Source organism: Actinosynnema sp. ALI-1.44 (assembly GCF_001984155.1).
Lineage (GTDB): Bacteria > Actinomycetota > Actinomycetes > Mycobacteriales > Pseudonocardiaceae > Kibdelosporangium.
This window is the reverse complement of the sequence record NZ_MTQO01000028.1, coordinates 1-25,185: the sequence shown is the minus strand read 5'-3', so window position 1 is coordinate 25,185 and position 25,185 is coordinate 1. Positions and strand designations below refer to the sequence as shown.

Annotated in this window: 28 protein-coding genes; 14 read left to right on the top strand and 14 right to left on the bottom strand. The window is 68.7% G+C overall.

The window, feature by feature from the left end:
• Position 1 precedes the first annotated feature (1 nt).
• Positions 2 to 535 carry a GNAT family N-acetyltransferase gene (locus ALI144C_RS03915; RefSeq protein ID WP_237773960.1) on the top strand — a complete coding sequence of 178 codons (534 nt, stop codon included), beginning with the start codon at positions 2 to 4 and terminating at the stop codon, positions 533 to 535.
• A gap of 93 nt (positions 536 to 628) precedes the next feature.
• On the opposite strand, the gene ALI144C_RS03910 is transcribed toward ALI144C_RS03915, so the two are convergent.
• Together ALI144C_RS03910 and ALI144C_RS03905 are read right to left on the bottom strand one after the other, a co-directional pair.
• Complete coding sequence (locus ALI144C_RS03910) at positions 629 to 985, bottom strand: STAS domain-containing protein (protein ID WP_083752689.1); 357 nt, start codon at positions 983 to 985, stop codon at positions 629 to 631.
• A 9-nt stretch (positions 986 to 994) separates the two neighbouring features.
• Positions 995 to 1,534, bottom strand: a complete 540-nt coding sequence (locus tag ALI144C_RS03905) for a hypothetical protein (protein ID WP_076985610.1) — start codon at positions 1,532 to 1,534, stop codon at positions 995 to 997.
• Between the two features lie 93 nt (positions 1,535 to 1,627).
• Here ALI144C_RS03905 and ALI144C_RS03900 point away from each other — a divergent pair, with 93 nt between their 5' ends.
• On the top strand, positions 1,628 to 2,497 hold the full coding sequence (locus ALI144C_RS03900) for an NAD(+)/NADH kinase (protein ID WP_237773959.1): 870 nt from the start codon (positions 1,628 to 1,630) through the stop codon (positions 2,495 to 2,497).
• A 69-nt stretch (positions 2,498 to 2,566) separates the two neighbouring features.
• Here the strand turns inward: ALI144C_RS03900 and ALI144C_RS03895 are convergent, their stop codons facing one another.
• From ALI144C_RS03895 to ALI144C_RS03880, 4 genes are read right to left on the bottom strand one after another with little or no spacing between them, the layout of a single operon-like run.
• Positions 2,567 to 3,037 (bottom strand): SRPBCC family protein, encoded by a 471-nt coding sequence (locus ALI144C_RS03895; protein ID WP_076985609.1) that lies wholly within the window; start codon positions 3,035 to 3,037, stop codon positions 2,567 to 2,569.
• Positions 3,038 to 3,097: 60 nt separating this feature from the next.
• Positions 3,098 to 4,198 (bottom strand): acetate/propionate family kinase, encoded by a 1,101-nt coding sequence (locus ALI144C_RS03890; protein WP_076985677.1) that lies wholly within the window; start codon positions 4,196 to 4,198, stop codon positions 3,098 to 3,100.
• The gene (locus tag ALI144C_RS03885; RefSeq protein WP_076985608.1) at positions 4,195 to 6,480 is read right to left on the bottom strand and encodes a phosphoketolase family protein; all 2,286 of its coding nucleotides are present in this window, start codon (positions 6,478 to 6,480) and stop codon (positions 4,195 to 4,197) included. The genes ALI144C_RS03890 and ALI144C_RS03885 overlap by 4 nt, the downstream gene beginning before the upstream one ends.
• A 7-nt stretch (positions 6,481 to 6,487) precedes the next feature.
• Entirely contained in the window at positions 6,488 to 7,051 is a 564-nt protein-coding gene (locus ALI144C_RS03880; RefSeq protein WP_076985607.1) for a type 1 glutamine amidotransferase domain-containing protein, read from the bottom strand.
• Positions 7,052 to 7,130: 79 nt separating this feature from the next.
• Here ALI144C_RS03880 and ALI144C_RS03875 point away from each other — a divergent pair, with 79 nt between their 5' ends.
• The gene (locus tag ALI144C_RS03875; protein WP_076985606.1) at positions 7,131 to 7,445 is read left to right on the top strand and encodes a DUF6292 family protein; all 315 of its coding nucleotides are present in this window, start codon (positions 7,131 to 7,133) and stop codon (positions 7,443 to 7,445) included.
• Positions 7,446 to 7,490: 45 nt separating this feature from the next.
• Positions 7,491 to 8,003 (top strand): hypothetical protein, encoded by a 513-nt coding sequence (locus ALI144C_RS03870; RefSeq protein WP_076985605.1) that lies wholly within the window; start codon positions 7,491 to 7,493, stop codon positions 8,001 to 8,003.
• Positions 8,004 to 8,010: 7 nt separating this feature from the next.
• Here the strand turns inward: ALI144C_RS03870 and ALI144C_RS03865 are convergent, their stop codons facing one another.
• The 5 genes from ALI144C_RS03865 to ALI144C_RS03845 form a co-directional block, all read right to left on the bottom strand.
• The gene (locus ALI144C_RS03865) at positions 8,011 to 8,394 is read right to left on the bottom strand and encodes an anti-sigma factor antagonist (protein ID WP_083752687.1); all 384 of its coding nucleotides are present in this window, start codon (positions 8,392 to 8,394) and stop codon (positions 8,011 to 8,013) included.
• A gap of 171 nt (positions 8,395 to 8,565) precedes the next feature.
• Positions 8,566 to 9,312, bottom strand: a complete 747-nt coding sequence (locus ALI144C_RS03860) for an ANTAR domain-containing response regulator (RefSeq protein WP_076985604.1) — start codon at positions 9,310 to 9,312, stop codon at positions 8,566 to 8,568.
• Between the two features lie 9 nt (positions 9,313 to 9,321).
• The gene (locus ALI144C_RS03855; protein WP_076985603.1) at positions 9,322 to 10,038 is read right to left on the bottom strand and encodes a DUF2306 domain-containing protein; all 717 of its coding nucleotides are present in this window, start codon (positions 10,036 to 10,038) and stop codon (positions 9,322 to 9,324) included.
• Between the two features lie 47 nt (positions 10,039 to 10,085).
• Entirely contained in the window at positions 10,086 to 13,142 is a 3,057-nt protein-coding gene (locus ALI144C_RS03850; protein ID WP_076985602.1) for a BTAD domain-containing putative transcriptional regulator, read from the bottom strand.
• Positions 13,142 to 13,483, bottom strand: a complete 342-nt coding sequence (locus ALI144C_RS03845) for a winged helix-turn-helix transcriptional regulator (RefSeq protein WP_237773958.1) — start codon at positions 13,481 to 13,483, stop codon at positions 13,142 to 13,144. Before ALI144C_RS03845 ends, ALI144C_RS03850 begins: the two co-directional genes overlap by 1 nt.
• A gap of 81 nt (positions 13,484 to 13,564) precedes the next feature.
• On the opposite strand from ALI144C_RS03845, the gene ALI144C_RS03840 reads away from it, so the two are divergent.
• The 3 genes from ALI144C_RS03840 to ALI144C_RS03830 are packed head-to-tail and all read left to right on the top strand — an operon-like array spanning position 13,565 to position 15,964.
• Positions 13,565 to 14,434: an NAD(P)-dependent oxidoreductase gene (locus ALI144C_RS03840; RefSeq protein ID WP_076985601.1), complete on the top strand. Its 870-nt coding sequence runs from the start codon at positions 13,565 to 13,567 to the stop codon at positions 14,432 to 14,434.
• Positions 14,435 to 14,492: 58 nt separating this feature from the next.
• Complete coding sequence (locus ALI144C_RS03835; protein WP_076985674.1) at positions 14,493 to 15,311, top strand: SMP-30/gluconolactonase/LRE family protein; 819 nt, start codon at positions 14,493 to 14,495, stop codon at positions 15,309 to 15,311.
• Positions 15,308 to 15,964, top strand: a complete 657-nt coding sequence (locus ALI144C_RS03830; protein WP_076985600.1) for an alpha-ketoglutarate-dependent dioxygenase AlkB — start codon at positions 15,308 to 15,310, stop codon at positions 15,962 to 15,964. Before ALI144C_RS03835 ends, ALI144C_RS03830 begins: the two co-directional genes overlap by 4 nt.
• A 68-nt stretch (positions 15,965 to 16,032) precedes the next feature.
• Here the strand turns inward: ALI144C_RS03830 and ALI144C_RS03825 are convergent, their stop codons facing one another.
• On the bottom strand, positions 16,033 to 16,845 hold the full coding sequence (locus tag ALI144C_RS03825) for a universal stress protein (RefSeq protein ID WP_168211163.1): 813 nt from the start codon (positions 16,843 to 16,845) through the stop codon (positions 16,033 to 16,035).
• A gap of 202 nt (positions 16,846 to 17,047) precedes the next feature.
• On the opposite strand from ALI144C_RS03825, the gene ALI144C_RS03820 reads away from it, so the two are divergent.
• Positions 17,048 to 17,995 (top strand): hypothetical protein, encoded by a 948-nt coding sequence (locus ALI144C_RS03820; protein ID WP_076985598.1) that lies wholly within the window; start codon positions 17,048 to 17,050, stop codon positions 17,993 to 17,995.
• On the opposite strand, the gene ALI144C_RS03815 is transcribed toward ALI144C_RS03820, so the two are convergent.
• The gene (locus tag ALI144C_RS03815) at positions 17,990 to 18,733 is read right to left on the bottom strand and encodes a DUF3800 domain-containing protein (RefSeq protein WP_076985597.1); all 744 of its coding nucleotides are present in this window, start codon (positions 18,731 to 18,733) and stop codon (positions 17,990 to 17,992) included. The genes ALI144C_RS03820 and ALI144C_RS03815 overlap by 6 nt on opposite strands.
• Positions 18,734 to 18,808: 75 nt before the next feature.
• On the opposite strand from ALI144C_RS03815, the gene ALI144C_RS03810 reads away from it, so the two are divergent.
• From ALI144C_RS03810 to ALI144C_RS03785, 6 genes are all read left to right on the top strand, one after another.
• Positions 18,809 to 19,942: a sialidase family protein gene (locus ALI144C_RS03810; protein ID WP_076985596.1), complete on the top strand. Its 1,134-nt coding sequence runs from the start codon at positions 18,809 to 18,811 to the stop codon at positions 19,940 to 19,942.
• Positions 19,943 to 20,049: 107 nt separating this feature from the next.
• The gene (locus ALI144C_RS03805) at positions 20,050 to 20,388 is read left to right on the top strand and encodes a hypothetical protein (RefSeq protein WP_076985595.1); all 339 of its coding nucleotides are present in this window, start codon (positions 20,050 to 20,052) and stop codon (positions 20,386 to 20,388) included.
• Positions 20,389 to 20,489: 101 nt separating this feature from the next.
• Entirely contained in the window at positions 20,490 to 21,401 is a 912-nt protein-coding gene (locus tag ALI144C_RS03800; protein WP_076985594.1) for an FAD:protein FMN transferase, read from the top strand.
• Positions 21,401 to 21,940: a ferric reductase-like transmembrane domain-containing protein gene (locus ALI144C_RS03795; RefSeq protein WP_076985593.1), complete on the top strand. Its 540-nt coding sequence runs from the start codon at positions 21,401 to 21,403 to the stop codon at positions 21,938 to 21,940. Before ALI144C_RS03800 ends, ALI144C_RS03795 begins: the two co-directional genes overlap by 1 nt.
• A complete protein-coding gene (locus ALI144C_RS03790) occupies positions 21,895 to 23,193 on the top strand; it encodes an NADH-ubiquinone oxidoreductase-F iron-sulfur binding region domain-containing protein (RefSeq protein WP_083752685.1) in 1,299 nt (432 codons plus the stop codon). The genes ALI144C_RS03795 and ALI144C_RS03790 overlap by 46 nt, the downstream gene beginning before the upstream one ends.
• Positions 23,190 to 23,390: a ferredoxin gene (locus tag ALI144C_RS03785; protein WP_076985592.1), complete on the top strand. Its 201-nt coding sequence runs from the start codon at positions 23,190 to 23,192 to the stop codon at positions 23,388 to 23,390. Before ALI144C_RS03790 ends, ALI144C_RS03785 begins: the two co-directional genes overlap by 4 nt.
• Before the next feature lie 367 nt (positions 23,391 to 23,757).
• Here ALI144C_RS03785 and ALI144C_RS03780 read toward each other — a convergent pair whose 3' ends face one another.
• Positions 23,758 to 24,888, bottom strand: coding sequence for an HNH endonuclease signature motif containing protein (locus ALI144C_RS03780; RefSeq protein WP_076985591.1), 1,131 nt, complete (start codon positions 24,886 to 24,888; stop codon positions 23,758 to 23,760).
• Between the last annotated feature and the right edge of the window lie 297 nt (positions 24,889 to 25,185).

The following is a 25,185-nucleotide window of genomic DNA, read 5'->3' as shown; positions in this document are numbered from 1 at the left end:
CGTGCCGACGACTGTGCTGACGACTGGGCGCCTGGCCATTCGGGCGTTCCGGGCGGAGGACGCGGCGGCTTTCGCCGCGTACCGCTCGGATCCCGTGGTGGCCAGGTACCAGTCGTGGGACACCCCGCTCACGCCTGAGCAGGCTGCCGAGACGGTCGTGGCGTACGGCGCGGGCGACCCGGTGGCGAGCGGGTGGTACCAGTGGGCGGTCGACCTCGGCGGCCTGCTCATCGGTGACATCGGCGTGAACGTGCACGACAACCTGATGCAGGGCGAGATCGGCTTCACCCTCGACGCCGGGCACCAGGGCAAGGGCTACGGCACCGAGGCCGTTCGGCGCGTCGTGGAGCACCTGTTCGCCGACCGGGGCCTGCACCGGATCTCCGCCGAATGCGACGCCCGCAACGAGGCGTCCGCCCGATTGCTCCGGAAAGTCGGGTTTCAGCGGGAGGGGCTGCTGCGCCGCAACACGTGGATCAAGGGCGAGTGGACCGACGACCTGTTGTTCGGCCTGCTGTCCACCGATCCGCGCTGAGCGCAACGAATATGGCTACCAATGCCACATTGGTAGCGGAAACCGCAACGAAGGCCACATTGGTTGCACAGAACGGGGGTGGCTGGGCGGGGGTCAGGCCAACGCGCCGTCCACGTCCGGATAGACCGGCAGCATCTCCTGCACACCCGCGATCTCGATCGAGCGCAGCACCGGGCGGTTGCCCGCGACCAGCCTGACCTGGACGCCTGCCTGCTCGCCGCGCCTGCGGGCGTCCAGCAGCACGGCGAGCCCGGCCGATCCGAAGAACGTCACGTCGGTCAGGTCGACGACCAGCCGGTCGGCCGACGAGTCGATCACCTGGTCGCACGCTTCGGCCAGGATCGGCGCGGTGCTCATGTCGATCTCGCCGGCCACGTGCAGCACGACCGCAGGGCCTAGCACCCGCCGGTCCACTCGCAACGGGTCGTCGGACGTCGAACCTTTGGTCACACGGGTGTTCTACCGCAGCCCGTGCGGGCCGTTGTCCCTGGGTGGCTCTCCAGGGCGGTTGAGCTTCGACAACAGGCGCTCGAAGAACTCGTCGTCCACGTCCGCGGGCTCCGGTTCGGCGGACGCCGCGCTCTGCGGCGGCTTGCGGCGCTCCCGGCGGGGTAGCGGCACCGCTGAGGCGTTCATCCCGACCGGGAGGCCCACCTCGCACCAGATCAGGTTTCCGCCGCCCTGCAGCGACATCACCCCGCTTTTCCGGCCGGCCAGGGTCTCCGGCACCACAGGCGGCTGCGAGGCGGCGTCCTCGACCTCGATCACGAGGACGTCACCGTGCAGTCGTAACCGCAATGTGATGAAACCTGGCACTTTCGTGTCGCTCGCGCGCACCACCGCGCGCACCAGCTCGCACGCCACGCCGCTGGCCTCGTCCTGCATCTGCCGCAGCGACCACTCCGTCAGCGCGAACCTCACGAACATGTCCGCGCAGTTCACGGCGGTTGGTAACGCGACCAATCGCAGGTCATCGACCTGCGTCGTCTGCGGGTTCACCCTGCTGCCTCCTCGCGCGCGTCACCCGAACGGCCGTATCTTGCCAATTACAACTCGCGTTGCGGTAGCCAGGGTTATCCAATTCTTGCCGAGGTGATCCGTTTGATCCGCGCCATAGGTCTGGTCCTTCACCCTCGCCGGGACTGCGTCCCGGTCATCGAGACAATCACGGCTTGGGCACAGGCCCGGCAGACCGATGTGTTCGGTCTGACCGAGGAGGTCGTCAGAGCCAACGGCTTGGTGAAGCCGGTGACCGAGGACGAACTCCCCGAGCGGGCGGATCTTATCGTCAGCCTCGGCGGCGACGGCACCATGCTCCGCGCGTTCCGCATCGGCAACCGGATCCCGGTGCTCGGGGTGAACCTCGGCAGGCTCGGCTTCCTGGCCGAAGTCGACGTCCCGGAGCTGGGCAGCGCGCTGAACGCGATCGACGACCACCGCTACACGGTCGAGACGAGATCAGCCCTCTGCGCGACCATGGGGGAGCGGAACATCGTCGCGTTCAACGACATCGCGCTGGTCAGGGTGCCCGGCTTCGGCATGACGGAAGTGATGCTGCACGTCGAAGGTCACCCGTTCGTGGAGTACGCGGCGGACGCGGTCGTCGTCGCCACCCCCACGGGCTCGACGGCGTACAACTTCGCGGCGGGGGGACCGATCGTGTCCCCGCGCGCCGAAGGTCTCCTGGTGACGCCCGCGGCCCCGCACTCGGCGTTCAACCGCGCGTTGTTCCTCTCGACGACCGAGAAGCTCGCGCTGGAGGTGGCGGCGGGCAGCAGCGAGGTGGCGCTGGAGGCCGACGGGCGGCTGATCGGCCGGGTCCAGCCCGGGACGATGATCGACCTGACCGCGTTGCCGGGCGCGGCGCGGGTGGTCCGGCTCGGGCGGACCACGTTCTACCAACGCACCCAGCGCAAGTTCCGCCTGATCGGCTCGGCGACCAGTGAGGACTTCACTTGCTGAGCTTGGAAACACCTCGTGAGTGTTCGGCCGGTGGGAACCGGCCAAACACTCACGAGGTTCGGGCTGGGGTCATTCGCCGTGTTGGGGTGCGCGGTTGACGTCGCCGCGCCATGCTCCTGTTTCCTGACCGCGGTTCTCGATGAACTCCTTGAACCGTTTCAGGTCGCCCTTGACCTTGCGGTCGATCACGCCGAGTCCGGCGCCCACCTTCTCGGTGAACGAGTCGGGGTCGTACTCCATCTGCACGTTCACCCGGGTGTTGTCGGCGTCGATGCGGTGGAACGTCACCACACCGCCCTGCTTCTGCCCGTCGACCGCGTGCCACGCGACGCGCTCCTCCGGGTGCTGCTCGGTGATCTCCGCGTCGAACTCCCTGTGGACACCACCGATGTTGGTCTCCCAGTGCGTCATCGTGTCGGTCACCTGGACTACGCGCTCGACGCCGTCCATGAAGTACGGGAACGACTCGAACTGCGTCCACTGGTTGTAGGCCGTGGAAACGGGGACGCGCACGTCGATCGATTCCTGAATGGTCGTCACTCGAGTGCCTCCAGTGTTCGTGTTATCCCTTCTTGCATCGGCTACCCTGCTGTGGCCCGCTCACACCACCAGCGCGCGTGACGTTTCCCGCGCGATCTGGAGCTCCTCGCGGGGCTCCACCGCCAGCACCAGGACCGGGGCGAACGGGGACGACAGCACGCGGTCGACCGTCGGGTTGCCGACGGGGAGGGTGGTGGGCACACCGATCCTGGCCAGGTCCTGGCAGACCGCCTGGCGCACTTCCGGTTGGTCCCAGCCGATCTCGCCGGTGAACACCAGCGCGTCCAGTCGCGGCAACGTCACCGCCATCGCGGCGAGCGCCTGGCTGACCCGCCGTGTGAACACGTCCATGGCGAGCCGGGCACGGTCGTCGCCGTCTGTCGCGGCTCGTACGAGATCCCTCGTGTCACTCGAACTCCCGGACAGGCCGAGCAGGCCGGACCGGTGGTACAGGCCGTCGGCGACCTCCCCGGCGGGCAGCCGGTCGAGTAGCCACAACAGCATGCCGGGATCGACGCCGCCGGAGCGTGTGCTCATCGGCACACCGTCCAACGGCGTGAACCCCATCGACGTGTCCACACTGGACCCGTCACGGACCGCGCAGACCGAGCAGCCGCCGCCGAGGTGCGCGAGCAGGAGGTTCACCGAGTCCGCCGGGCGGTTGAGCAGTTCCGCCGCGCGTGCTGTCGCCCAGGCGTAGGACAACCCGTGGAACCCGTACCGGCGGATGCCGTAGTCCTGTCGCCATTGCTCCGGGATCGCGTACGTCGTCGCCACATCCGGCAGGCCGGCGTGGAACGCGGTGTCCGGGCACAGCACGTGCGGTGTGTCCGGGAGTTGTTCGCACGCGACGGACAGGATGTCCAGGGTGATCGGGACGTGCGAGGGCGCCAGTTCGGCGGCTGTCCGCGCCTGCTCGACGGCGGAGTCGTCGACCACGGTGGGGGAGCGCAGGTGTGGTCCACCGTGGACGAGCCGGTGGCCGACCGCGGCGACGGGTTTGTCGAAGTCGTCGAGCAACTCGCGCAACGCCTTGGCCGCGGATTGGGCGTCCGGCTTGTCCGTGCTGGTCGTCGCGGCGAGGACTTCGTCAGTGTCGGAATCGATCACGTGCAGCCGCAAGCTGTGCGAACCGGGGTTGACGGTGAGGACGGTGGTCATGGCGTCCAACGCCATTCGGTGATCTCGGGCGGGTCGACGCTGTCGCGCCGCGCCGCCCGCAGCAGGGTGTCCCGTTGACCGATCAGCTTGGTGGCAAGCGGCTCACCGCTGCTGTGCCACGCACGCCGAAGGGCGTCCGCCGCGAGGTCGTACCGGCTCATCCCATTGGCCACCAGCAAGTCGAACGGAGTCGTCGTCGTGCCTTCCTCGTGGTACCCGTGCACGTGGAACCGCTGCGGTGTGCGGCGGCCGTGCAGAGTTTCGTGCACCGCCGACGGGTAACCGTGGAACGCCACCACGACCGGGATGTCAGTGCCGAAACAGCGGGTGAACGCGTCGCTGCCCAGTCCGTGCGGGTGCCGGTCGGGCGGCGCCAGCGACAGCAGGTCGACGATGTTGACCATCCGGATCCGCAGATCCGGCGCGTGCTGCCGGAGCAACGACACCGCAGCCAGTGCCTCGACTGTCGGCACGGTTCCCGCGGACGCCAGCACGACCTCGGGCTGGTCGTCGTCGGCGGCCCATTCCCAGACCCCGGTGCCCGCACGGCAGTGCGCCCCGGCGGCGTCGAAGTCCAGCCACTGCGGATACTCCTGCTTGCCCGCGACGACCAGGTTGATCCGGTCGGTCCCGGCGAGGCAGTGCCGCATGGTGTGCAGCAGCGTGTTCGCGTCCGGCGGCAGGTAGACCCGCGCCACCGACGCCTTCCTGGTCAGGATGTTGTTGATGAAGCCGGGACCCTGGTGGCTGTAGCCGTTGTGCTCCTGCCGCCAGCCCTCGCTGGTCAGCAGGTAGTTCAGGCTCGCGACCGGTGCGCGCCACGGCACCTCGGCCGACATCTTGAGGAACTTGGCGTACTGGTTGACCATCGAGTCCACAATGGAGGCGAACGCCTCGTAGCACGGGAACAGCCCGTGCCTGCCGGTGAGCAGATAGCCCTGCAGGAAACCCTGGCACAGGTGCTCGGAGAGCACCTCGATCACGCGACCGCCGGGGCTGACGTGCTCGGCGTACCCGTTGACCGGCCAGGTGAACTGGCGGTCGGTCACGTCGAGCACGGCACCGAGCTTGTTGGATTCCAGCTCGTCCGGGCAGACGATCCGGAAGTCCCTGCGATCCTCGGTGGTGCCGAACAGCTCCGCGAGCCAGCCCGCGAGCACCGCGTTCGCGCTCGCGTCGTCGCCGCCGGGTTCGCGGACCTCCACACGGTGCCCGGTCAACGGCGGCAACGGCAGGTCACGCCGCACAGCGCCGCCGTTGGCCTGCGGAACCCGGCCCATCCGCAGCTTCTCCGGCGGTAACACACCGAGCAGGTCGTCGCGGGGGCGGCCGTTGTCGTCGAACAGCTCCTGCGGCCGGTAGGACCGCAGCCACCTTTCCAGCACCGCGAGTTGCTCCGGGTCGTCGGCCACGTCTTCGAGCGGAACCTGGTGCGCGTGGAAAGTCCCCGCCAGCGGGGTGCCGTGCGCGTCCTGGCTCGGCAGGCCCCACCCCTTCGGCGACCGCACGACCAGCATCGGCCGGGGCGTCGCGAGCGCGAGGTCGAACGCCTCCGCCAGTTCGAGATCGGGGTCCGCGTCCCGCCGGACGTCCACAATGGTCGGTGACCAGCCCGCGCCGAGGAAGTAGGAGATCAGCTCCTCGTCGCTCATCGACCCGTAGATGGTCGGCGAGGAGATCTTGTACCCGTTCAGGTGCAGGATCGGCAGCACCCGGCCGTCGGTACGTGGGTTGAGGAACTTGTTGGCGTGCCATGCCGCCGCGGTGGCGCCCGTCTCGGCCTCGCCGTCGCCGATCACGCAGGCGACCAGCAGATCAGGGTCGTCCAGAGCGGCTCCGACCGCCGTCGGCAGCGCGTACCCCAGTTCGCCGCCCTCATGGATGACGCCGGGAACGTGCGGCGAGAGGTGGCTGGGAAACCCGCCAGGCCAGGAGAACCGCTTCACCAACTCCGTCATTCCGGCTTCGTCGAGCGACAACGACGGGTCGTGCAGCGCGTGCGTGCCTTCCATCCACAGGTTCGCGTGCACGGCCGGAGCGCCGTGGCCTGGTCCGGTCACCAGCAGCGTCCGCTGGCTCGTCCGCGTGATCATGCCGTTCAACCCGGCGTACACGTACGTGATGCCGGGACAGGTTCCCCAATGGCCGAGCAGACGCGGCTTGATGTGCTCGGGTTTCAGGGGTTCCCGCAGCAGGACGTTGTCGCGCAGGTAGATCATGCTCGCCGCGAGGTAGTCGCAGGCGCGCCGGTAGCGCTGCGTCGCCATGGTGTTGGCTGTCATGGCGGGGTCAGGTCGCGGCGTGCAGCCGGCCCTGGGCGAACTGGGTGACCACCTCGCGGCAGAAGGCGGGCAGGTCGTCCGGGTTGCGGCTGGACGTGAGGTTGCCGTCCACGACCACTTCCCTGTCCACCACCCGGCCACCAGCGTTGCGGATGTCGGTGCGGACGCTCGGCCACGAGGTGAGCGTGCGGCCGCGGACCACGTCGGCCTCGACCAGGGTCCACGGGCCGTGGCAGATCACGCCGACGGGCTTGCCCGACTCCACGAACGCCCTCACGAAGGCCACGGCATCGGCGTCCATGCGCAGTTTGTCGGGGTTGGTGGTGCCGCCGGGCAGGATGAGCGCGTCGTAGTCGTCGACGGCCGCCTCGGCGACCTTCTTGTCCACCGGGAACGTGTCCGCCTTCTCGACGTCGTGGTTCATCGCCTGGATCGAGCCGTCGTCGATGGACAGCAGCTCCGTCGTCGCGCCTGCCGCGCGTACTGCCTTGACGGGTTCGACGAGTTCGACTTGTTCGACGCCGTCCGCCGCGAGCACGGCGACCCGACGCCCTGTGAGTGCGTTGGTCATGCCTCCCGACTACCCGCGTGAGCCTGACGTAACACGGATGCGAGGTTTGACCACCCATGGAACTGTCCATCCTGCAGCTGTGATCGATGAGCTCAGGGACTATCTCGCCGCGGTCAGCGCGGAACTCGGTATCGGACTGGAATCGTGCTGCTGGGGCTCGGAGGCGCCCGCGTGGGGCTATGTGGCCCTGGACTGGCGGTTATCCGGGCGTGACGTCGCGTTGTTATGGGACGCCGCGACCGGCTGGTCGATCGCGACGGAACCGGACATGGGCCGGGACCTCGACGTGGTGGCCAGGCTGGACGGCGAGACGACGCCGCCACCCGCAGCGGTGGCCGAGTTCGTCGCCGCGCTGCGGTCCGGGTCGAGTCCCGAGGCGACCACCGCCGCATGAGTTGACCAACGCTGGGGCTGCGAACACAGGGGTGAGCCAAGACCGATGACTGACAGCACACCACGATCACGGATCAGGCACCTGATCGGCGTGATGCGTGTCGGCGACGACGAGAGCCTCGTCCTGGAGATGGCCAGGCTCACCGCCGACCGGGCCAACGGGGGCCGCGAATCACACGTGATCGTGACCGAGCTGATCTCGGCACTGGCCACGATGATGCTCACCGCGTCCGGCTCGTCCGAGGAGGACAACACCTACGGGCTTGAGCTGACCGGTGACGACGACACGCAGTTGAACATCGACGAGACAAGCCCGCCGGTGCGCGCCGCTGTGCGGGCGTTGCTCGCCAAGCTCAACACCCACGCCGACGAGGCGCGGTTCCAGGTGGAGCTCGCGTTGCGGGACACCGAGCTGAAGGCGACCATCGAGGTGCTCGCGCACGTTCTGCTGTGGACGATCGGCATGATCGACTGGTGTGACGATCACGACGTGCCGAGGCCGCGCTGGCTCGGTGACCTCGCCTCGGCACACCGAGGCGGGTCCGACAGGCCCGACTAGCGGTCGATCAGCTCGCGATCGCGTCGACCGCGGCCGGCACGGTCTCGAAGATCGGCAGGATGGTCAGCAGGCCGGTGATCTCCAGCGGTCTGGTCACTGTCTGCCGAGCGGCCACCACGGCCCATTTGAGGTTCTGGTCGGCCATCTGCTGGCGCAGGTCCACGAGCACGGCGAGGCCCGCTGACGACAGGAAGTCGACGCCGTCCATGTCCACGACGAACTTCTGCCGCTGAGCCAGCTGGTCCAGCACTGCTTTCTGGAACACCGGCGCTGTCGCGAGGTCCACGTCACCGAGCACCCGCATCAGCGGGACCCCGCGGGGGTGCGGCTGGACGTCGACGGTGAGCAACGCGCCCGGCTCGATGCTGGGACGTGGGTCTGAGGTGCTCACGGGGATCCTTCCGGTTGTGCAACACGTCAGCGCGGCTGTGTGTTCAACCGTGGTGATCCTTCAACCGTACGGAGGCCGTGACCTGGGCACAACTGGGGGAGACGAAGTGGTTAGAACTGGTCGGTTGGGGGTATCCACACGCTCTGAGGTGGGTATATCCGCAGGTCGTGCTCACGTTTGACGCAACGACGCCAGCAGCTCGCGGGCGACGACCGCGAGCTTGGTGTTGGTCTGCTGCGACTGGCCGACCAGCCGGGTGAACGCCTCTTCCGCACTGATCCCGTGCACGGCCATCAGGACTCCTTTGGCCTGCTCGATCTCGGCGCGGGACGCCATCGCGATCCGCATGTTGTCGGCCAGGTCCCGCATCTTCGTGTAGCGCTGCGCGTTGTTGATGGTGATCGTGGCGGTCGTGGCGACCAGCCGCAGCAACGCCTCGTCCAACCGGTCGAACGAGTCGAGGCGGAAGCCGTAGACGTTCAGCGCCCCGATCAGATCCGTGTCGCCCGTGCCCGCCAACGCCAGCGGAGCGGACAGGTAGGCGAGCACGCCGAACTCGGCCGCGTCCGCGGCGAACCGCGGCCACCGCTCGAACGCCTCGGCACCGGCCACCAGAACGGGTTCCCGCTGCCGTGCTGCCTCGAGGCAGGGGCCGTCACCGGCCGCGTACTGGTTGTCGTCCACTGTGACCGCCCACTCGTGCGTCGACGCCACGGTCCGCGGTCCGGCTCCGGAAAGGGCGGTCACGCTCACCGCGTCGGCACCGCCGACCACCTTCAGCGCTGTCTCGACCAGGCGTTGCAAGGCCGTCTCGAGCGGCTCCTCGGCGGCCAGCGCGGGCAACAGCAGTTCCACGTCCTCCAGCGCGTCGGTGGCTTCCGCGACTCTGCCGGGTGCTGACACATCTCTACCGCTCACGCCGACTATTTATACTCGCGCTTTGCGCCTGCGCCGCGCCACCTCGTCGCGCTGCAGCCACCACTCGGCGATCAGCAGCGGGATCACCCAGCCCAGCCACGTCGTCGCCCCGGAGAGCGAATACGTGAACAGCTTCTCGCTGCCCATGAACGTGGTGTCGAACTGCGGCCCGAGCCAGACCGCGAGCACGGCGGCCCAGATCCGGTTGGTGATGATCGACATGGTCAGCGCGAAGCTGCGGATCATCCACTTGCGGTGATCGACGAACAGCCGTTCCCGCGCTGTGCGGTAACCCTTGTAGGTGAACAACAGCCACAGCGGGGCCATCACCAGGCCACTGGACAACGCGGCCGGGCCGAACGGCGTGATGGCACCGATCGCGAGCGCGGTCACACCGGCGGGCAGCACGCCCGCGAACACGTAGACCCGCCCGGCGAGCCGGTGGATGTGCCGGTAGCGGGCGCGCAACCACGGCCACACCTGCAGCACGCAGGTGAGCATGGCGATGGACGCGAAGATCACGTGGATCACCAGCAGCGGGTAGTGCCAGGCGAACTCCGGCTGCTGTACCTGGGACTGGGCGCGGTCGAAGGTCAGGTACCTCGGCAGCGAGAACGCGATGAACGCCACCGCGACGAAGCCCAGTGGCACGATCCAGGGCTTGCGCCACCACTTGCGGCCGGGCGTCGGGCTGGGACTGATGGTCTCGTCGAGCACGTTTGTCATGGCTTCCCTCCAGGTCATGAGGGTGACGCCGCTCGCTTACCGTCCACTCACCGAACGCTGACGGTCCCCTGGCGATCTCGCTGACGGCGTGCGCCGACCACGTCCAGTGCCTCGGCCTGCGTCATCCGTGTGCCGCGGCCGAACGCGTCGTCGAACGCCTCAGCGCCTGCCAACGCGCGGACGTCGGCGATCAGCGCGGCGATCTCCGGGTCACCGGCGAACGGCATGCCCTTGAGCGCGACGCCCGCACCCAGCAGCAACGCGGCCAGCCAGCCGTCGCCGTCGCGCAGCGCCAGCCCCGCGAACCCGGCAGCCGCCCTGGCCACGAACGGCAGCGACCGGCAGGCGATGGCGGCCCTGATCGCGTCGTCGTAGTGCCGCCTTGCCGCCGGGACGTCGTCCCGCAGCTCCGCCAGCCGCGCCAGCGCGATCAGCGCACGGGCCCGGTACTCGTGCAGACCGAACGGGCCGGTCGTGCATTTGCTCAGCGCGAGCTCCTGGAGGCGGCGCGCGGTGGTGAGATCGCCTTCGAACCGCGCGATCTCCCCCAGCCCGCTGTACGCCAACGCCAGGTTCTCGAGCGTGCCGTTGCGCCGGGCCAGTGTCAGCGCCCGCTCGTAGTCGGCCCGCGCCAGATCCAGGTCACCGCCGCGCGCCAGGTGTTCCGCGCGACTGCACAACAACGACACCTCGTCGTCGATCGACCCGAGCTGGCCGACCAGGTCCATGGCCTCGGTCAGCACCTCGACGAACGCCTGCCCGTCGCCCCGGCTGTCGGCCACGTTCGCCAGGGCGTCCAACGCCAGCACCATGCCGAACCGGTCGCCGAGCTCCCGGAACTCGGCCAGCGCCTGGCGCGTCTTGGCCTCCGCGTGGTCGACCTCGCCGTCGACGAAGTGCAGTATCGCGGCACCGAGCCGGGTGAACGCCTCCGCCCAGAGGTCGTCGTCCAGCAGGGGCCTCGCCGGCGCGCCCTTCGGCGGCCCGGTCGCCGCCGCCCACAGGAACGCGCTGTGCGCCCGCCGGAGCGCGCCACGCGGCGACGTCATGAACTCCTCGGCGTGCTTGAGGTGGTCCTGCCACTCGGCCGCGTCGAGCCTGCCCCACGCCGCCTGCAGCACGCACAGCACGTATTCCTCGTCGAGGTCCGCGGGCGGGTGCGTGCCGATCACGGCGAGCAGGTCCACGGCCAGCGGCGCGGCGAGGCCGCGTAGCCCCCGCAGGTACCAGTACAACGAGAACGCGCCGAACATGCGCAGGGCCAGCGTCGTGTCGTTGGCGACGGCCCAGCGCAGCGCGGCGTGGAGGTTGCCGCGGTCGGCGTCCAGCCGGTCGAGCCATTCCAGTTGCTCGCCGCGGCGCAGGTGCGGGTTGGCCTGCTCGGCCAGGTCGTGGAAGTACCGGGCGTGCGCGGCTGCCAGGGGCTCGGTGAGGTGCTCGGCGCAGAACGCGTGGATCGTGTCCAGCATCCGGTAGCGGCCGCCCGCGTTCTCCACCAACGACTTGTCCACCAGGCCGGCCAGGAGGTCCGCGGTGCCGGGGACCTGGCAGACCCGTTCGGCGGCGGCCAGCGTCGCACCGCCGGTGAACACCGTGAGCCGCGCGGCCAGCAGTCGCTCCGCCGGGTCCAGCAGATCCCAGCTCCACTCCACGGCCGCCCGCAGCGTGCGGTGCCTCGGCGCGGCCGTGCGCTCTCCCCGTGACAGCAACGCGAACCGGTCGTCCAGGCGGGCGGCGATCTCGGTGATCTCCAGCGCGCGCAGCCGGGCCGCGGCCAGTTCGATCGCCAGCGGGATACCGTCCAGCGCGGCGCAGATCCGCCGTACCGTGTCGGCGTTCTGGTCCGTGACGTGGAAACCGGGGGAGATCGCCACCGCGCGTTCGGCGAACAGCTGCATGGCCGCCTGGTCCGGCAGTGACGGCAGCGGGCACAGGTGTTCGCCGGTGATGGCGAGCGCTTCCCTGCTGGTGGCGAGTACGCGCGCGTCCGGGCAGGCACCGAGCAGCCGGTGGACGAACGCGGCCGCGTCGGCGATCACGTGCTCGCAGTTGTCCATGATCAGCAGCACGTGCCGGTCCGCGAGCGCCGCGATCACGCGGTTCACCGGGTCCTGGCCCGCCGCGGTCAGCAGGCCCGTGTCGCGTGCGCCCAACGCGGTCAGCACCGCCTGGGGGATGTCGGCGCCGTGTGTCAACGCCGCGAGGTCGATGAAGCACGTTTCCCCGGCCTGGTGGGCGGCGACCTCGATGGCCAGCCGGGTCTTGCCCGCGCCGCCGGGGCCGGTGACCGTGACCAGCCTCGTGCCGGTGAACAGCTCGGCGATCCGGTCGAGTTCCGCTGTCCGGCCGACGAAACTGGTCAACTGGGCCGGAATGGTCGAGCCCGGCCGTTGTTCGCCCTTGAGCACCGCCAAGTGGATGCCCGCCAGTTCGGCGGACGGGTCCGCGCCCAGCTCGTCGGCCAGTGTGCGCCGCGTGTTGTCGAACTCGGCGAGCGCTTCGGCCGGGCGGCCCGCGGCTCGCAGCGCCAACATGAGCTGGCCGCGTGGGCGTTCACGCAACGGGTGCCGCTCGATGTGGGCCCGCAGTTCGGGGATCACAGCCGAGTGCTGTCCCAGCGCGAGCCGGGCTTCGAACAGGTCCTCGGTGGCGGCGTGCTTCAGCTCGGCCAGCCGCGCCGCGACCGCGTCGCCCACCGCGACCACCGGCCCGCGCCACAACGCCAGCGCTTCGCCGAGCACGCTGGCGGCCGTCGCCGGGTCGCCCTGGGCCAGCGCTCGTGCGCCGTCTTCGGCCAGGCGCTCGAACTGGTGCACGTCAACGGTTTCCCTGTCGACGGCGATCCGGTACCCGGCGGGGTGGAACTCGATCAGCCCGTCCGGCAGGGTCCGGCGCAGCCGCGAGACCTGGGACTGCAACGCGGCTGTCGCGCCGTTCGGCGGCTGGTCGCCGTACAGGCCGTCCAGCAACCGCTCGACGGGCACGACCCGCCCGGCGTCGAGCAGCAGCATGGCGAGCAGGGCACGTTGCCTCGGCCCGCCGACGGGCAGGGATTCCCCCTGGGCCGAGCGGATTTCGACGCCGCCGAGGATGCCGAACCGCATCAGTCGCCCCGATCCAGCGCCTCGATGGTCGACATGTGCCGCTCACCCCACGCGCCGAGCGGCGTCATCGCCGTGATCAGCGACTCGCCGAGTCCGGTGAGCGTGTACTCGACCTTCGGCGGAACCTGGTGGTACAGCTCGCGATGCACGAGCCCGCACGCCTGGAGTTCCTTCAGCTGCAGGATGAGCACGCGCTCGGAGATGCCGTCGACCCGGCGGCGCAGCTCACCGAACCGCAGCGCGCCGTCCGTCAGCTCCCACAGGATCAGCGCCTTCCACTTGCCGCCCATCACGTCCAGCGCGGCATCCAGCCCGCACGTGTACGTGCGCCTCTTCAGCACCGGACCCCCTTACAAAAATGTCAGTACCCAACAAAATTGTAGGTACTTGAGAGAATGTCTGTAAAGGTGGAGATTCACGGCATGGATCAACACACACCGGTGACGGTGATCGGCCTCGGCTCAATGGGAAGGGCGCTGGCGGAGGCGTACATCAAAGCAGGACACCCCACAACGGTGTGGAATCGCACGGCGGGCAAAGTCCCCGGGCTGCGCGACCACGAGGCCGCCGACGTTTCCTCGGCCGTCGCGGCCGGCCCGCTGGTCATCGCCTGCCTGACCACCTATGACGCCACGATGTCCGCCCTCGCCCCCGCGGACCTGGCGGGCCGTACGCTGGTCACCCTGAACTCCGGCGACCCGGCCGGTGCGCGGGAAATGGCTGCCTGGGCGGCGGAGCGAGGAGCGGCTTTCCTGGACGGCGCGGTGAAGAATGTGCCCGCCGCGGTGGGAGCACCGGACACACTGCTGTACTACAGCGGTTCCCGAGCCGTGTACGACCAGTATTTCCCGGTTCTGCGAGTACTGGGCGGCGACACGGTCTATCTCGGGCCGGAACCGGACCTCGCCGCCTTGTACGAATACGCGGTCGGCGGGACGCTGTTGCCCGCACTGCTCGGTTTCTTCCAGGGCGCTGCCGTGGTCACCGCGCGCGGGTTGCCCGCCGCGAGCATGGTGCGGTTCACGGTGAAGTGGCTGGAGATGATCGCGTCGGTGCTGCCGAGCCTCGCGGAGGAGATCGACTCGGGCCGGTACGGCGACCCGGCGTCCGCGGTCGGCCTGTTCGAGGCGGGAATCGACCACGACGCGTCCGTGGCGGCGGAGTTCGGCCTGGACACCTCCTGGCAGGAGGGGATGCACGAGGTGCTGCGGCGCGCGGTGGCGGCCGGGTACAAGGACGACAGCGTGTCGTCGTTGATCGAGGTGATCCGCAGGCCGCCGGTGTCGATCTGACGGATCCTCGTTCGTGTAGGAGGTGCCAAGAGCCGACTTCGACGAACGAGGTGTCCTGATGTCCGAACCGAAGGTCCTGCTGAGTGGTCTGGGAATCCCCGAGTCGGGCCGGTGGCGTGACGGGAGGCTGTGGTTCTGCGACTGGATCGCGCAACGGATCGTGGCCGTGGACCCGACCGGGGCGACGGAAGTCGTCCCGGCTCCGGTGGACCGCCTGATGGGCTGGTCCATCGACTGGCTGCCGGACGGCACGCTGCTCACGACAGGGGACAAACTCCGCCGCGTCGAGCCGGACGGGTCGACGGCGGTGATGACCGACCAGGGCGCCAACGAGATCGTCGTGCACAGCGGCAGCGGCGCCATCTACCTGAACGGCGCGGACTTCGACTTCGCCGGTGGCGAGGCACCCCGGCCCGGGTGGATCAGGCTGGTCCGGCCGGACGGGGAGATCCGCCAGGTCGCCGACGACATCCAGTTCCCCAACGGCATGGTCATCACACCCGACGGCAGGACGCTGATCATCGCCGAGTCGTTCGCCGGACGGCTGACCGCGTTCGACATCGACCCGGACGGCGGCCTGTCGAACCGGAGGGTCTTCGCCGACGGCCTGGGCCCCGACGGGATATGCCTGGACGGGGCAGGCGCGGTCTGGACGTCGACGGGTGCCAACGAGGTGGTCCGAGTGGCGGAAGGAGGCGAAGTCCTCGACCGGGTGACGCTCGACGAGGACCGTGCCCCGTTCGCCATGGCGATCGGCGGCGGAAACCTGTTCATCCTGACCGCGGAATGGCGGATGGCCGAAGGCGTCGCGGAGAACCTGGACCGGCTGACGAACGGCCCGCGAACAGGAAAGGTCCTGGTCCTGCCGATCGAATGACTCGAACGGGTGTTCGACGAGGGTGTAGGCTGACGGGTGTGCAGGGATCACTGTTCGACATGGCGGACACCGTCAGCCTCCGCCCGCTGACCGGCCTGCGGAGGACCCCGCTGGCGCACGGAGCATGGGTCGATCTCCTGCCAGGCTGGCTCAGCGGAGCGGACGAGCTCTACGAGGACCTGGCGCGGGACGTGCCTTGGTACGCGGAGAAACGCCAGATGTACGACCGAGTGGTGGCGGTCCCCAGACTGCTGTGCTTCTACCGGGAGACCGACGCCTTACCGCACCCGGTGCTGAACGAGGCTCGTGCCGCGCTGACTTCGCACTACGAGCCGGAACTGCGAGAGCCGTTCCGTACGGCGGGCCTGTGCTACTACCGCGATGCCAACGACAGCGTCGCTTGGCACGGTGATCGCATCGGTCGGGGCGCCACAGAGGACACGATGGTCGCGATCCTTTCCGTCGGCGCTGCCCGGGGTCTGTGGCTGCGGCCTCGTGGGGGTGGCGAGACTCTGCGATTCTCGGTGGGGCATGGGGATCTGCTGGTGATGGGTGGATCCTGTCAGCGGACGTGGGAGCATGCCGTGCCCAAGAGCAGTCGCGTTGTCGGGCCTCGGATCAGCGTTCAGTTCCGGCCCGCCGGGGTTCGGTAGCTGCTTGGCAACCAATGTGGCATTCGGTGCGAAAAACGCAACAAAGGCCACATTGGTTGCAACCCAACTCAGGTGGGACGGACAACCAGAACCGGACAAGGAGAAAGGTGCAGAGCGGTCCGGGTGACAGGAGAAAGCCGACCGGGATGACTACCCGGCCCCATCACCAGCAAATCGCTCCGCGCACACGTCTCCACGGCCTCATGAGGCCGACTCCTGACCAGGTGCAAACTGGGCGTGAGCGTAGGGGACACCTTCGTCACCAACCGCCGAGCCCAATCCAGGACCTCGTTCGGCTGGCCGTCCGCGGCCACCGCCCGCGGCCCGGGAAGCGGCCAAGCGTGCACGATCCGCAGGCCGTCCCGGTATCGCGTCGCGATTTCCGTTGCCCGCCGGATGATTGACTCATCGTGGCGTCCGCCGACCGCCGCTGTCACCCATCCGTGTTCTGCTCTGACTGCTCGTGGCTCTCCGCGCACGACCACGGTGTCGCATCGGCTTCCGGTCACCACCGGCAGCACCAGGTGCCCGATTCCCAGATTGTGGTGGCTGTGCCCGTGGTGCCCCAACACCAGCAGGTCCGTGTCCGCGCTCGCGGTCAGCAGGGTGTGCTCCGGGGTTTCCTCCGAGGTCGTCACCGAGGCGTGCAGCCACCGGTAGACGTCCAGTCGTTTGGCTATCGCCTGGTCGTCGCTGGTCTTCGCCGAATAGACCTTCAACCCCGCGTTCACCAGCCATGCGTGTCGCAGCGCCCACTCCAGCGCCGCGTCACCCCAAGTGGAGCCGTCTGTTCCGATCGTGACACGGGGCCGGTGCCGCACGGGCGACGACTGCTGCGCCGGAACGGCCACCGCGCGCCTTGTGGCCGAGGTAGCTGTCAAGAGAGCCTCCCGAACATGGCCACCGAACGGTGGCCGGAACTGCCGCGATCCACGGTAGCCCTGTCGCAATGACAGCGATAGGCCCAGATGCGTTTCTCCTCGGCGTGTCACCGTCCACCATGGACTTTACCGGTGGCTTTCGCCCGCCGTTTAGACCCCCGCGCCGTGGCAACCCGATAGGGGGACGACCCTTGGAGGTGCCATGTACCGGAGCCGTCCAGCTGGCGCACCGGCGCGGATCGGGATCGCGGACGTCGAGCGGGTCGAGCAGGCCGTGCGGGATCTGCGAGCGTTGGACTACCAGTACGGCGGCGGCAGCTGTCACGGCACCGTGCTGTCGAAACTGCCCAACACGCGAGCCATGCTCGCCGGCACAGTCCCCGTGCGGCTGACACGCAGGCTCGACGCGGCGGTCGCGGACATGCACAACGTGGCCGGTTGGACGTTGTTCGACAACGGCGACGCCACGGCGGCGCTGCACCACTTCACCGCCGCGCTGGACCTCGCCACCCGGGCCGGGGACAAGGCGATGATCGCCAACATCCGTTACCGGATGGGCCGGGTGCACCTGCACTACAACGCCGCAGGACGCGCGCTCGCGGAGTTCGACCGGGGCCGGGCCGCCGCGATGGCGTCCAACTGCACGATCGCGGCCGCCATCCTGGCGGCCAACCAGGCATGGGCCTACGCCAGACTCGGGCGGGCCGAGGAGGCGATCGAGGGGCTGGCGACCTCCCGCACCGAGTTCGAGGCCGCGAACGGGTTCCACGTCCCCGGCTGGGCGGCGTTCTTCACCGAGACCGACGTGGTCGCCATGATCGGGTCCGTCCACATCGATCTCGCCCGGTTCGTCGATCACCGCTACGCCAAGCACGCCGTGCCCGCGCTCGAAGCCGCTGTCGGCTCATACGGTGACGGGATGGCGCGCAGCCGCACGTTCTGCCTGATCTCCCTGGCGATCGGCCGGCTGCTGCTGCACGACGTCGACAGAGCGGTGGACGTCGGCCGCGAGGCCCTGCGGCACAGCCGGTCGATCAAGTCCGTGCGAGTGCGGGATCGCCTGCGCCCCTTGGAGAACGAGGCCCGGCGGTGGGGCGGCGCGGACGAGTTGACCGAGGGCATCCGGATGATGCTCCCGGCAGCCTCATAGCAGTCGACCGCGCGTGTCTCCCCAGATCGACAACGGATCCACATAGGGCCGCAGCGCGTCCACGAGTTCGCCGTCGCCGTGGCCGTTGAGTTCGTCGGACGCGATCCGCCGGGCGACGCCCGCGAGGAAGTCGGCGATCTGCACACGGGCGTCGTCGCGGGAATCCACGAACCGCAGCCCGGCCAGCCGGGCACCCAGGATCCGCCGCAACTGCGCGATCCGGTCGTCGGTCAACAGGTTCTGCCGGTCGTGCACGACGCTGACCGGCTCGCCGCCGCCCCACCTGTCCACCGCGCGCACAATGGCCGGGATGAGCAGATCCAGTTGATCCCGGTGCCCGGCGCGAAGTACATCGGTGTAAGTACGCAGCACCGAACGGTCGGCGTGGTAGATCGACAGCACCTCTTCGCCCGGTGTCAGCAACTCGACGATCTTGCCCGCGACGAAGAACGCCTTCTCGGTCAGGTGCACCGCGGCGTGCCCGAGCATCGGACCGGCCGGGCCGAGCAGCCACAGCAGCACCGCGCGGTGTTTTTCCCGCAGCAGGTGATTGGCTTTGTACTCGAGTGCCGGTGAACGAATTCGCGCCCGCAGTTCGAGAACGCACGCCTCAGCCGCCTCGGTCGGGAGCAACACGCTCGCGTGGGCGAACACGTCAGTTATCCCGTCGATGAGATTGCTGCCTTCCGAGCCGGACTCATCGCAGGCGACCTCTGGGGATAACCCGTTCGTGCGCATTGTGGTTCACACTAGATGCGGGACGCCTGAGCCGGGCTACGATTCCGCCGTTACCCGGTGTGATCGGAGGATGCCGTGCGCCGCCTGGCCGTCCTGATGATCACCCTGGTGCTGATGGCACTCCCCGGAACGGCTGACCAGCAAAGACACGTGCTGTACGACGGTGGCAGCAGTTACCCCCGAGTCATCCGCCTGGACAACGGCCGGATCCTGGCCAGTGTCACCACCAATGACGGCGCACAGGGCGTGGGCGTCATCATGGCGAGCGACGACGGCGGGCATTCGTTCACGCAGATCGCCGCCATTCGGGATCCCGCCGCCGCGGCAGGCCGTGGGATCTGCTGCTCGACCCTGTTCGAGATGCCGTCGCCGCTCGGCTCGTTGGCCAAGGGAACCGTGCTGTGGGCCAACACCGCCGAGTACGCCGCGCCGCGGGAGACCAAGCGGGCCAAGCAGCGGCTGTGGGCCAGCGCCGACCGTGGCCGCACCTGGCGGTTCCTCTCCGACATCGCGGTCGCGCCCAACGAGCACAACACGTGGGAACCCAGCCTGTCGGTGGCTGGGGACGGCGCACTCGTCGCGTTCTTCTCCGACGAGACCGACAAGGTCAACCACGACCAGAAACTGGTCCAGGTCAGGTCGGTCGACGGGGTCACCTGGACGCACTACAAGGAGACCGTGGTCAGCGACGAGTGGAACGTCCGCCCCGGCATGATCAACACGATCCGGCTGCCCGACGGCACGTACTTCATGACCTACGAGGTCTGCAACAACGACAAGCTCCACCTGTGCAGCGCGTACTTCCGCCGCTCGTCCGACGGCTGGGACTACGGCGATCCCCGCGACCTCGGCACGCTGGTGAAGACGGCCGACGGCAAACAGGGACGGCACACCCCGGTGCCCGCGTGGAGTCCCGGCCCCGGCCCGAGGGGCACGGTCCTGCTGATCACCGAGATGCTGGTGCACAACGGCGGCGCGCTCGCCGAGGGCAACGGAGGCACGATCCTGGCCAACGACAACGCCGGTGCGGGGCCCTGGTACGAGATCCCGGCGCCGATCCACGTCGCGGGCGTCGACAACGAGGGCTGCCGCAACTTCAGTCCCGGACTGCTGCCGTCCACCGACGGCAAGTCGGTGCTGGAGGTGACCACCGACTACGACCGGGGGGTGTGCAAGACCTATTACGCCACCGGACCGCTCGACCCCTGATCAAGGCACCTGTTCGAAGGAATTTTGAACCCGGCGCCACCCGGTTACGTGTGAGGAGCGAGTTGGGCTCCTGACACGAGTTGGATCACCGGGGAGGCGGACACACGATGGCGCAGCGACTGAACGCGGCCGCACGGGACGCGGCGGCCAGCCGGGTCACGCTCATCACGACCGGCGTCGTCTCGCTCAGCCTCGCCGGGACGATCGGCCTCGGCTACGGCATCGCCGACATGGTCAAGGCCGAGAAGGCGAAGGCGCAACAGGCGGCGGAGGCCCCGGATCCGCAGCAGGACACCGGATCGCAGCAGGGCACGGTCCCCCAAGGGCAGGTGCCGCCGAAGCAGACCGGCCAGCCGTCGTACCCGGGAACCCAGGGCAAGCAGACACCCAAACCGAAGCCGAAGCCGACCACCAAACCACCGGTCACGTCGTCAGGTGGGTCATGACCCCCTTTGTGTCAACCCCCAGGCCCAACCGGTACGCACCGAACTGAACGGCGCCAGCCCAAGGTGACCAAGCGTCGAAATCTCGGAGAGGCGGAACTGCCATGACCACCGCCATGATCAGCGGGGTGCGGTTCGACGCCATCGGCACCACCGCGCACGTGCTGGTCACCAGACCGGACACGCTGCCGGTCGCGGAAACGATGTCGCGCTGGGTGCTCGACGAACTCGACCTGGCGTGCAGCCGGTTTCGCGCCGACTCGGCGTTGAGCCTGTTGAACCGCACGGGGTCGGCGACGCATCCGCTGCTGGCCCAGGCGGTCGGCGTGGCGCTGCGCGCGGCCGAGGACACCGGCGGGCTCGTCGATCCCGCGCTGGGGTCGTACATGATCACTCTCGGCTACGACCGCACTTTCGCCGAGGTCCCGAGACGCGGACCGACCACTGTGGACATCGACGCGCCGCCCGCCCGGCAGGTGTGGCGGGACATCACGGTCACCGGCGACACTGTGACTGTCCCTCGCGGAGTCAAAGTGGACCTCGGGGCCACCGCGAAGGCGTGGGCCGCCGACGTCGCCGCCCGGCGGATCGCCGGTGAGACCGGTGCCGGTGTGCTGGTGAACCTCGGCGGCGACGTCGCGGTCGCCGGTGCAGCGCCGGACGGCGGCTGGAGCGTGCGGGTCACCGCCGACCACGCCAGCGACCAAGGCGGCCAGGTGGTGGCGATCGACTCCGGCGGCCTGGCCACGTCGAGCGTGAGCGTGCGCTCCTGGCAGCGGGGTGACCGGCGGCTGCACCACGTCCTCGACCCGGCGACCGGATTTCCGGCCGCCCGGTTCTGGCAGTACGCAAGCGTTTCCGCGGCCTCGTGCGTCGCGGCCAACACTGCATCGACCGCCGCGCTCGTGCTCGGCGACCGCGCACCGAACTGGCTTGCCGCGCGCAGGCTCCCCGCGCGCCTCGTGGCGACGGGTGGTGCCGTCACCACTGTGGCCGAATGGCCTGAGGAGGAGTGATGACGTTCCTTGGCGAGAGCACCTACTGGTACCTGGCGAGGGGGAGCGGGATCGTCTCGCTCGTGCTGTTCACCGTCGCGGTCTCGCTCGGACTGCTGACGGCCGGGCGCGTGAGCTCGCGGCAGTGGCCCCGGTTCGTGACCGAGTCGTTGCACCGCAACATCTCCATGGCCTCGCTGATCTTCCTGGCCATCCACGTCGGCTCGGTTGTGCTCGACACCTACGTGTCCATCGGCCTCGTCGAGGTGTTCGTGCCGTTCATCGGCGGCTACTCGCCGCTCTACCTCGGGCTCGGCGCGATCGCACTCGACCTGATCCTGGTCCTGGTGCTGACCGGTGTCCTGCGCACGAGGATGCCGTACCGCGTCTGGCGGTTCATCCACTGGGCGGCGTACGTCAGCTGGCCGGTGGCCGTCGTGCACACCATCGGGATCGGCACGGATCAACTCTGGGCGTTGATCACCATCGGTGCCAGCGTCGCGGTGGTGCTCGGGTGCGGCAGCTTGCGCGTCGTGTCGGTACGGCGGCGATCGCTGTGAGCGCACCCCAACAACGGTACGACGGACGGCCACGCCTGCTGAGCAGACAGGCCGCGTCCATCGCCGAACACATGCGTGCTGTCGGACCGCTGCCCAAGAGTGTCGTGCCGCAGCTGATCGACCTGGTCACCGCGTCCGGCCTGCGCGGCCGCGGCGGCGGGTGGTTTCCCAGCGGGCGCAAGATGGCGTCCGTCTTCGGCCGGGACAACCGGTACGTCGTGGTGAACGGGATGGAGGGCGAACCGGCCTCCGGCAAGGACAAGTTGCTGCTGCGCCTGGCTCCGCACCTGGTGCTCGACGGCGCGGAACTCGCCGCGCTCGCCGTCGGCGCCGACCGGATCACGGTCGCCGTCCACCGCGGCACCGGGCTCGCCGGTCACGTGCTGAGCGCGATCGCCGACCGGGTCGCGGCCGGGTGGGGTGAGGTCGAGATCGACGTGTCCGAGCCGCCGAGCCGGTACGTCTCCAGCGAGTCGACCGCCGTAGCCGGTTTCGTCGGCGGCGGTGAGGCGCGGCCGAAGGCGGACTCGGCCAGGGTGTCCGGGGTCGACGGGCGGCCGACCCTCGTATCCAATGTGGAAACGTTTGCGCACATCGCGTTGATCGCCCGCTACGGCCCGAACTGGTTCCGCCAGGCCGGAACCGCGGACGCGCCCGGCACCGCCCTGTTCACCGTCAGCGGCGCGGTGCGCAACCCGGGCGTGTACGAACTGCCGGTGGGTGTCAGCGGCGAGACGATCCTGCGGGTGGCCAACGGGTGCCGTGAACCGATCTCCGCGCTGCTGGTCGGTGGTTACGGCGGCGCGTGGATCCCGCCGACCCAGCTGCACCGCCCGTTCTCCCCGGAGGGCCTGGCGCCACTGGGTGCCTCGCTCGGCGCGGGGATCGTGGTGGCGCTGCCCGCGCGGACGTGCGGGCTGTTCGAGACTGTCCGGGTCGCCTCGTGGATGGCGGCGCAGACAGCCAACCAGTGCGGCCCGTGTTTCAAGGGCTTGCCCGCGATCGCCGACGACTTCGCGATGATCGCCCGTGACTGTTCCCGCGCGGCCTACGAGCGGCTGCGCTTCCGGCTCGGTGTGGTCAACGGCAGGGGAGCGTGCGCGCATCCCGACGGCGTGGTGAAGTTCGTCGACTCGGCGCTGAAGACGTTCGCGCTGGACATCCGACGGCACCTGTCCGGCCAGCCGTGCCCCGGCGGCCCCCGTGTCCTGCCCATTCCCGAGTTGCCAGCGGAAAGCGAGGACTGGCGATGACCGAGCAGCTGAAAGTCGACATGATCGCCTGTGACGGCCACGGCGTGTGCGCCGAACTGGTGCCCGAGCTGATCGGCCTGGACGAGTGGGGCTATCCCGTGCTCGCCAACGCCCCGGTGCCGCGGGAACTGCGCAAGCACGCGCGCAAAGCGGTCACGCTGTGCCCCAAACTCGCCCTGAGCCTGAGCAACCGCTAAGAGTTGCTAACAAGCTAATCACTTGCGGTGCCTGAAGGCTCATGATCGTGAGCCGAGTCCAGTCGATCGCACCCGGCCAGGATCAAGCACCACGTGATCGCCGAGCCGACACCCACGAGGCGTTCCTCGGCTACCGACACGTCAAAATCTTCTGTCAGGGACTCTCGGCCAGCAAACAACGGGCTGGTACGTAACCAACACAGTGCACCCAGCGCCGGAAACCGAACCCCGGGCTGGAAACCGCACTCCAACGCAACCAACAGCGCAAAGCAATCAGACATTATCCGTTAAACCCAGCCCCGGCGACAAGCAGGCCACAAGTAGGCAGACCGTAACTCAACCGTGGCCACCGCTGGAAAGCAGGCAGCTAAAACGGCGGAACGTCATACCCAACGGGCGTGGTAAGCACAGTCCTACGGCCTGGAGTGGTAAAAGCCAGCACCCCGGGCATCACCTGATCCATCCGCCAGGTAGTGCGCTGCCGCATCAAGTTGTGGCGCTTACACAACATCGCGACATTCCCCACCCCGGTCACGCCACCCTCGGCGTAGGGGACCGAATGATCGACCTCGCACCGCTGTGCCACCACCGCGCACCCAGGCTGCCGACACACCCGGTCGCGGGCCTGGACGAACCGGGTCAACCCGGGTGAGGCGAACCGTCGCCGAGACACTTCCAGCACCTGCCCGGTGGGGTCGGTGATCACCCGCCGCCAGGTCGCGTTCCGCGCCAACTCCCGCGCGTACTCAGCGGTGATCGGCCCGACCCCACTGATCTCTCCGGGTTCCTGGTTCAATCCCATCAACGTGGTCATCGGCACGACCACGTTCACACTCACCGGCGGCCGGTCGACCTGTTTGCCGCCGATCAAGTCCATGAACACATCCGCCCGCGCCGTCGCGAGATTCCGGCCTGCGCCTGTGGCGTGTCCGGCGAGCAGGTTAATGTGCTGATACGCCAACTCCGCCTCATGCGGCTGCAAATGGACAGTAAGACTCGAGGTCCCGTCGGCCCGATGCCACCGGGTCACATCCCGCTGGGCTTTCACCGCCAACCGACGCTGTTCGGCACCCTGCGGATCCGCCCGGATGACTTCGCGCCGCAGGACGTGCTTGAACCGGGTCAGGTTCTCTTGCTTCCCGCCCGCCAACACCCGCTTCTCCACCTGTGCGGCCTGGTCGTCGTCCAATTCGGCGGTGTACTCCCGCACGGCCTTGGCTCGCATGACGTCGATCTCGCCCGCCGTCAGCGCTGACACCGTCCCGGGCAGACGAGTCACCAACTCCTGGGCCTCGTGCAAATGTTTGGCGGTGGTGTGGGGGCTGACCGCCAGTTCCACCGCGATCTCTTCTGCCGCGCCGTCGCCGATGGTGATTCCGCTGCGTTGTGGCGGGGTCAGTTCCGCGAACCGGGCGTACGCTTGCACGATTTCGCCGTCGATCTGGTTACGTCGCCGGTGACGATCCACCAAAAAGTCGAGAACTTGATCCCGTGTCATGTCGGTGAGCGGGATGTGTGGTGGTTGACCCACTGGACGGAATGGAACAGCGAGCTGTTCGGGCATAGGTCCAGTTTATCGGAAACAGTGCTTTTTTTCCAGCGGTGGCCACGGTTGAGTTACGGTCTGCCTACTTGTGGCCTGCTTGTCGCTGGGGCTGGGTTTAACGGATAATGTCTGATTGCTTTAGCGCTGTTGGTTGCGTTGGAGTGCGGTTTCCGGCCGGGGGTTCGGTTTCCGGCGCTGGGTGCACTGTGTTGGTTACGTACCAGCCCGTTGTGTGCTGGCCGAGAGTCC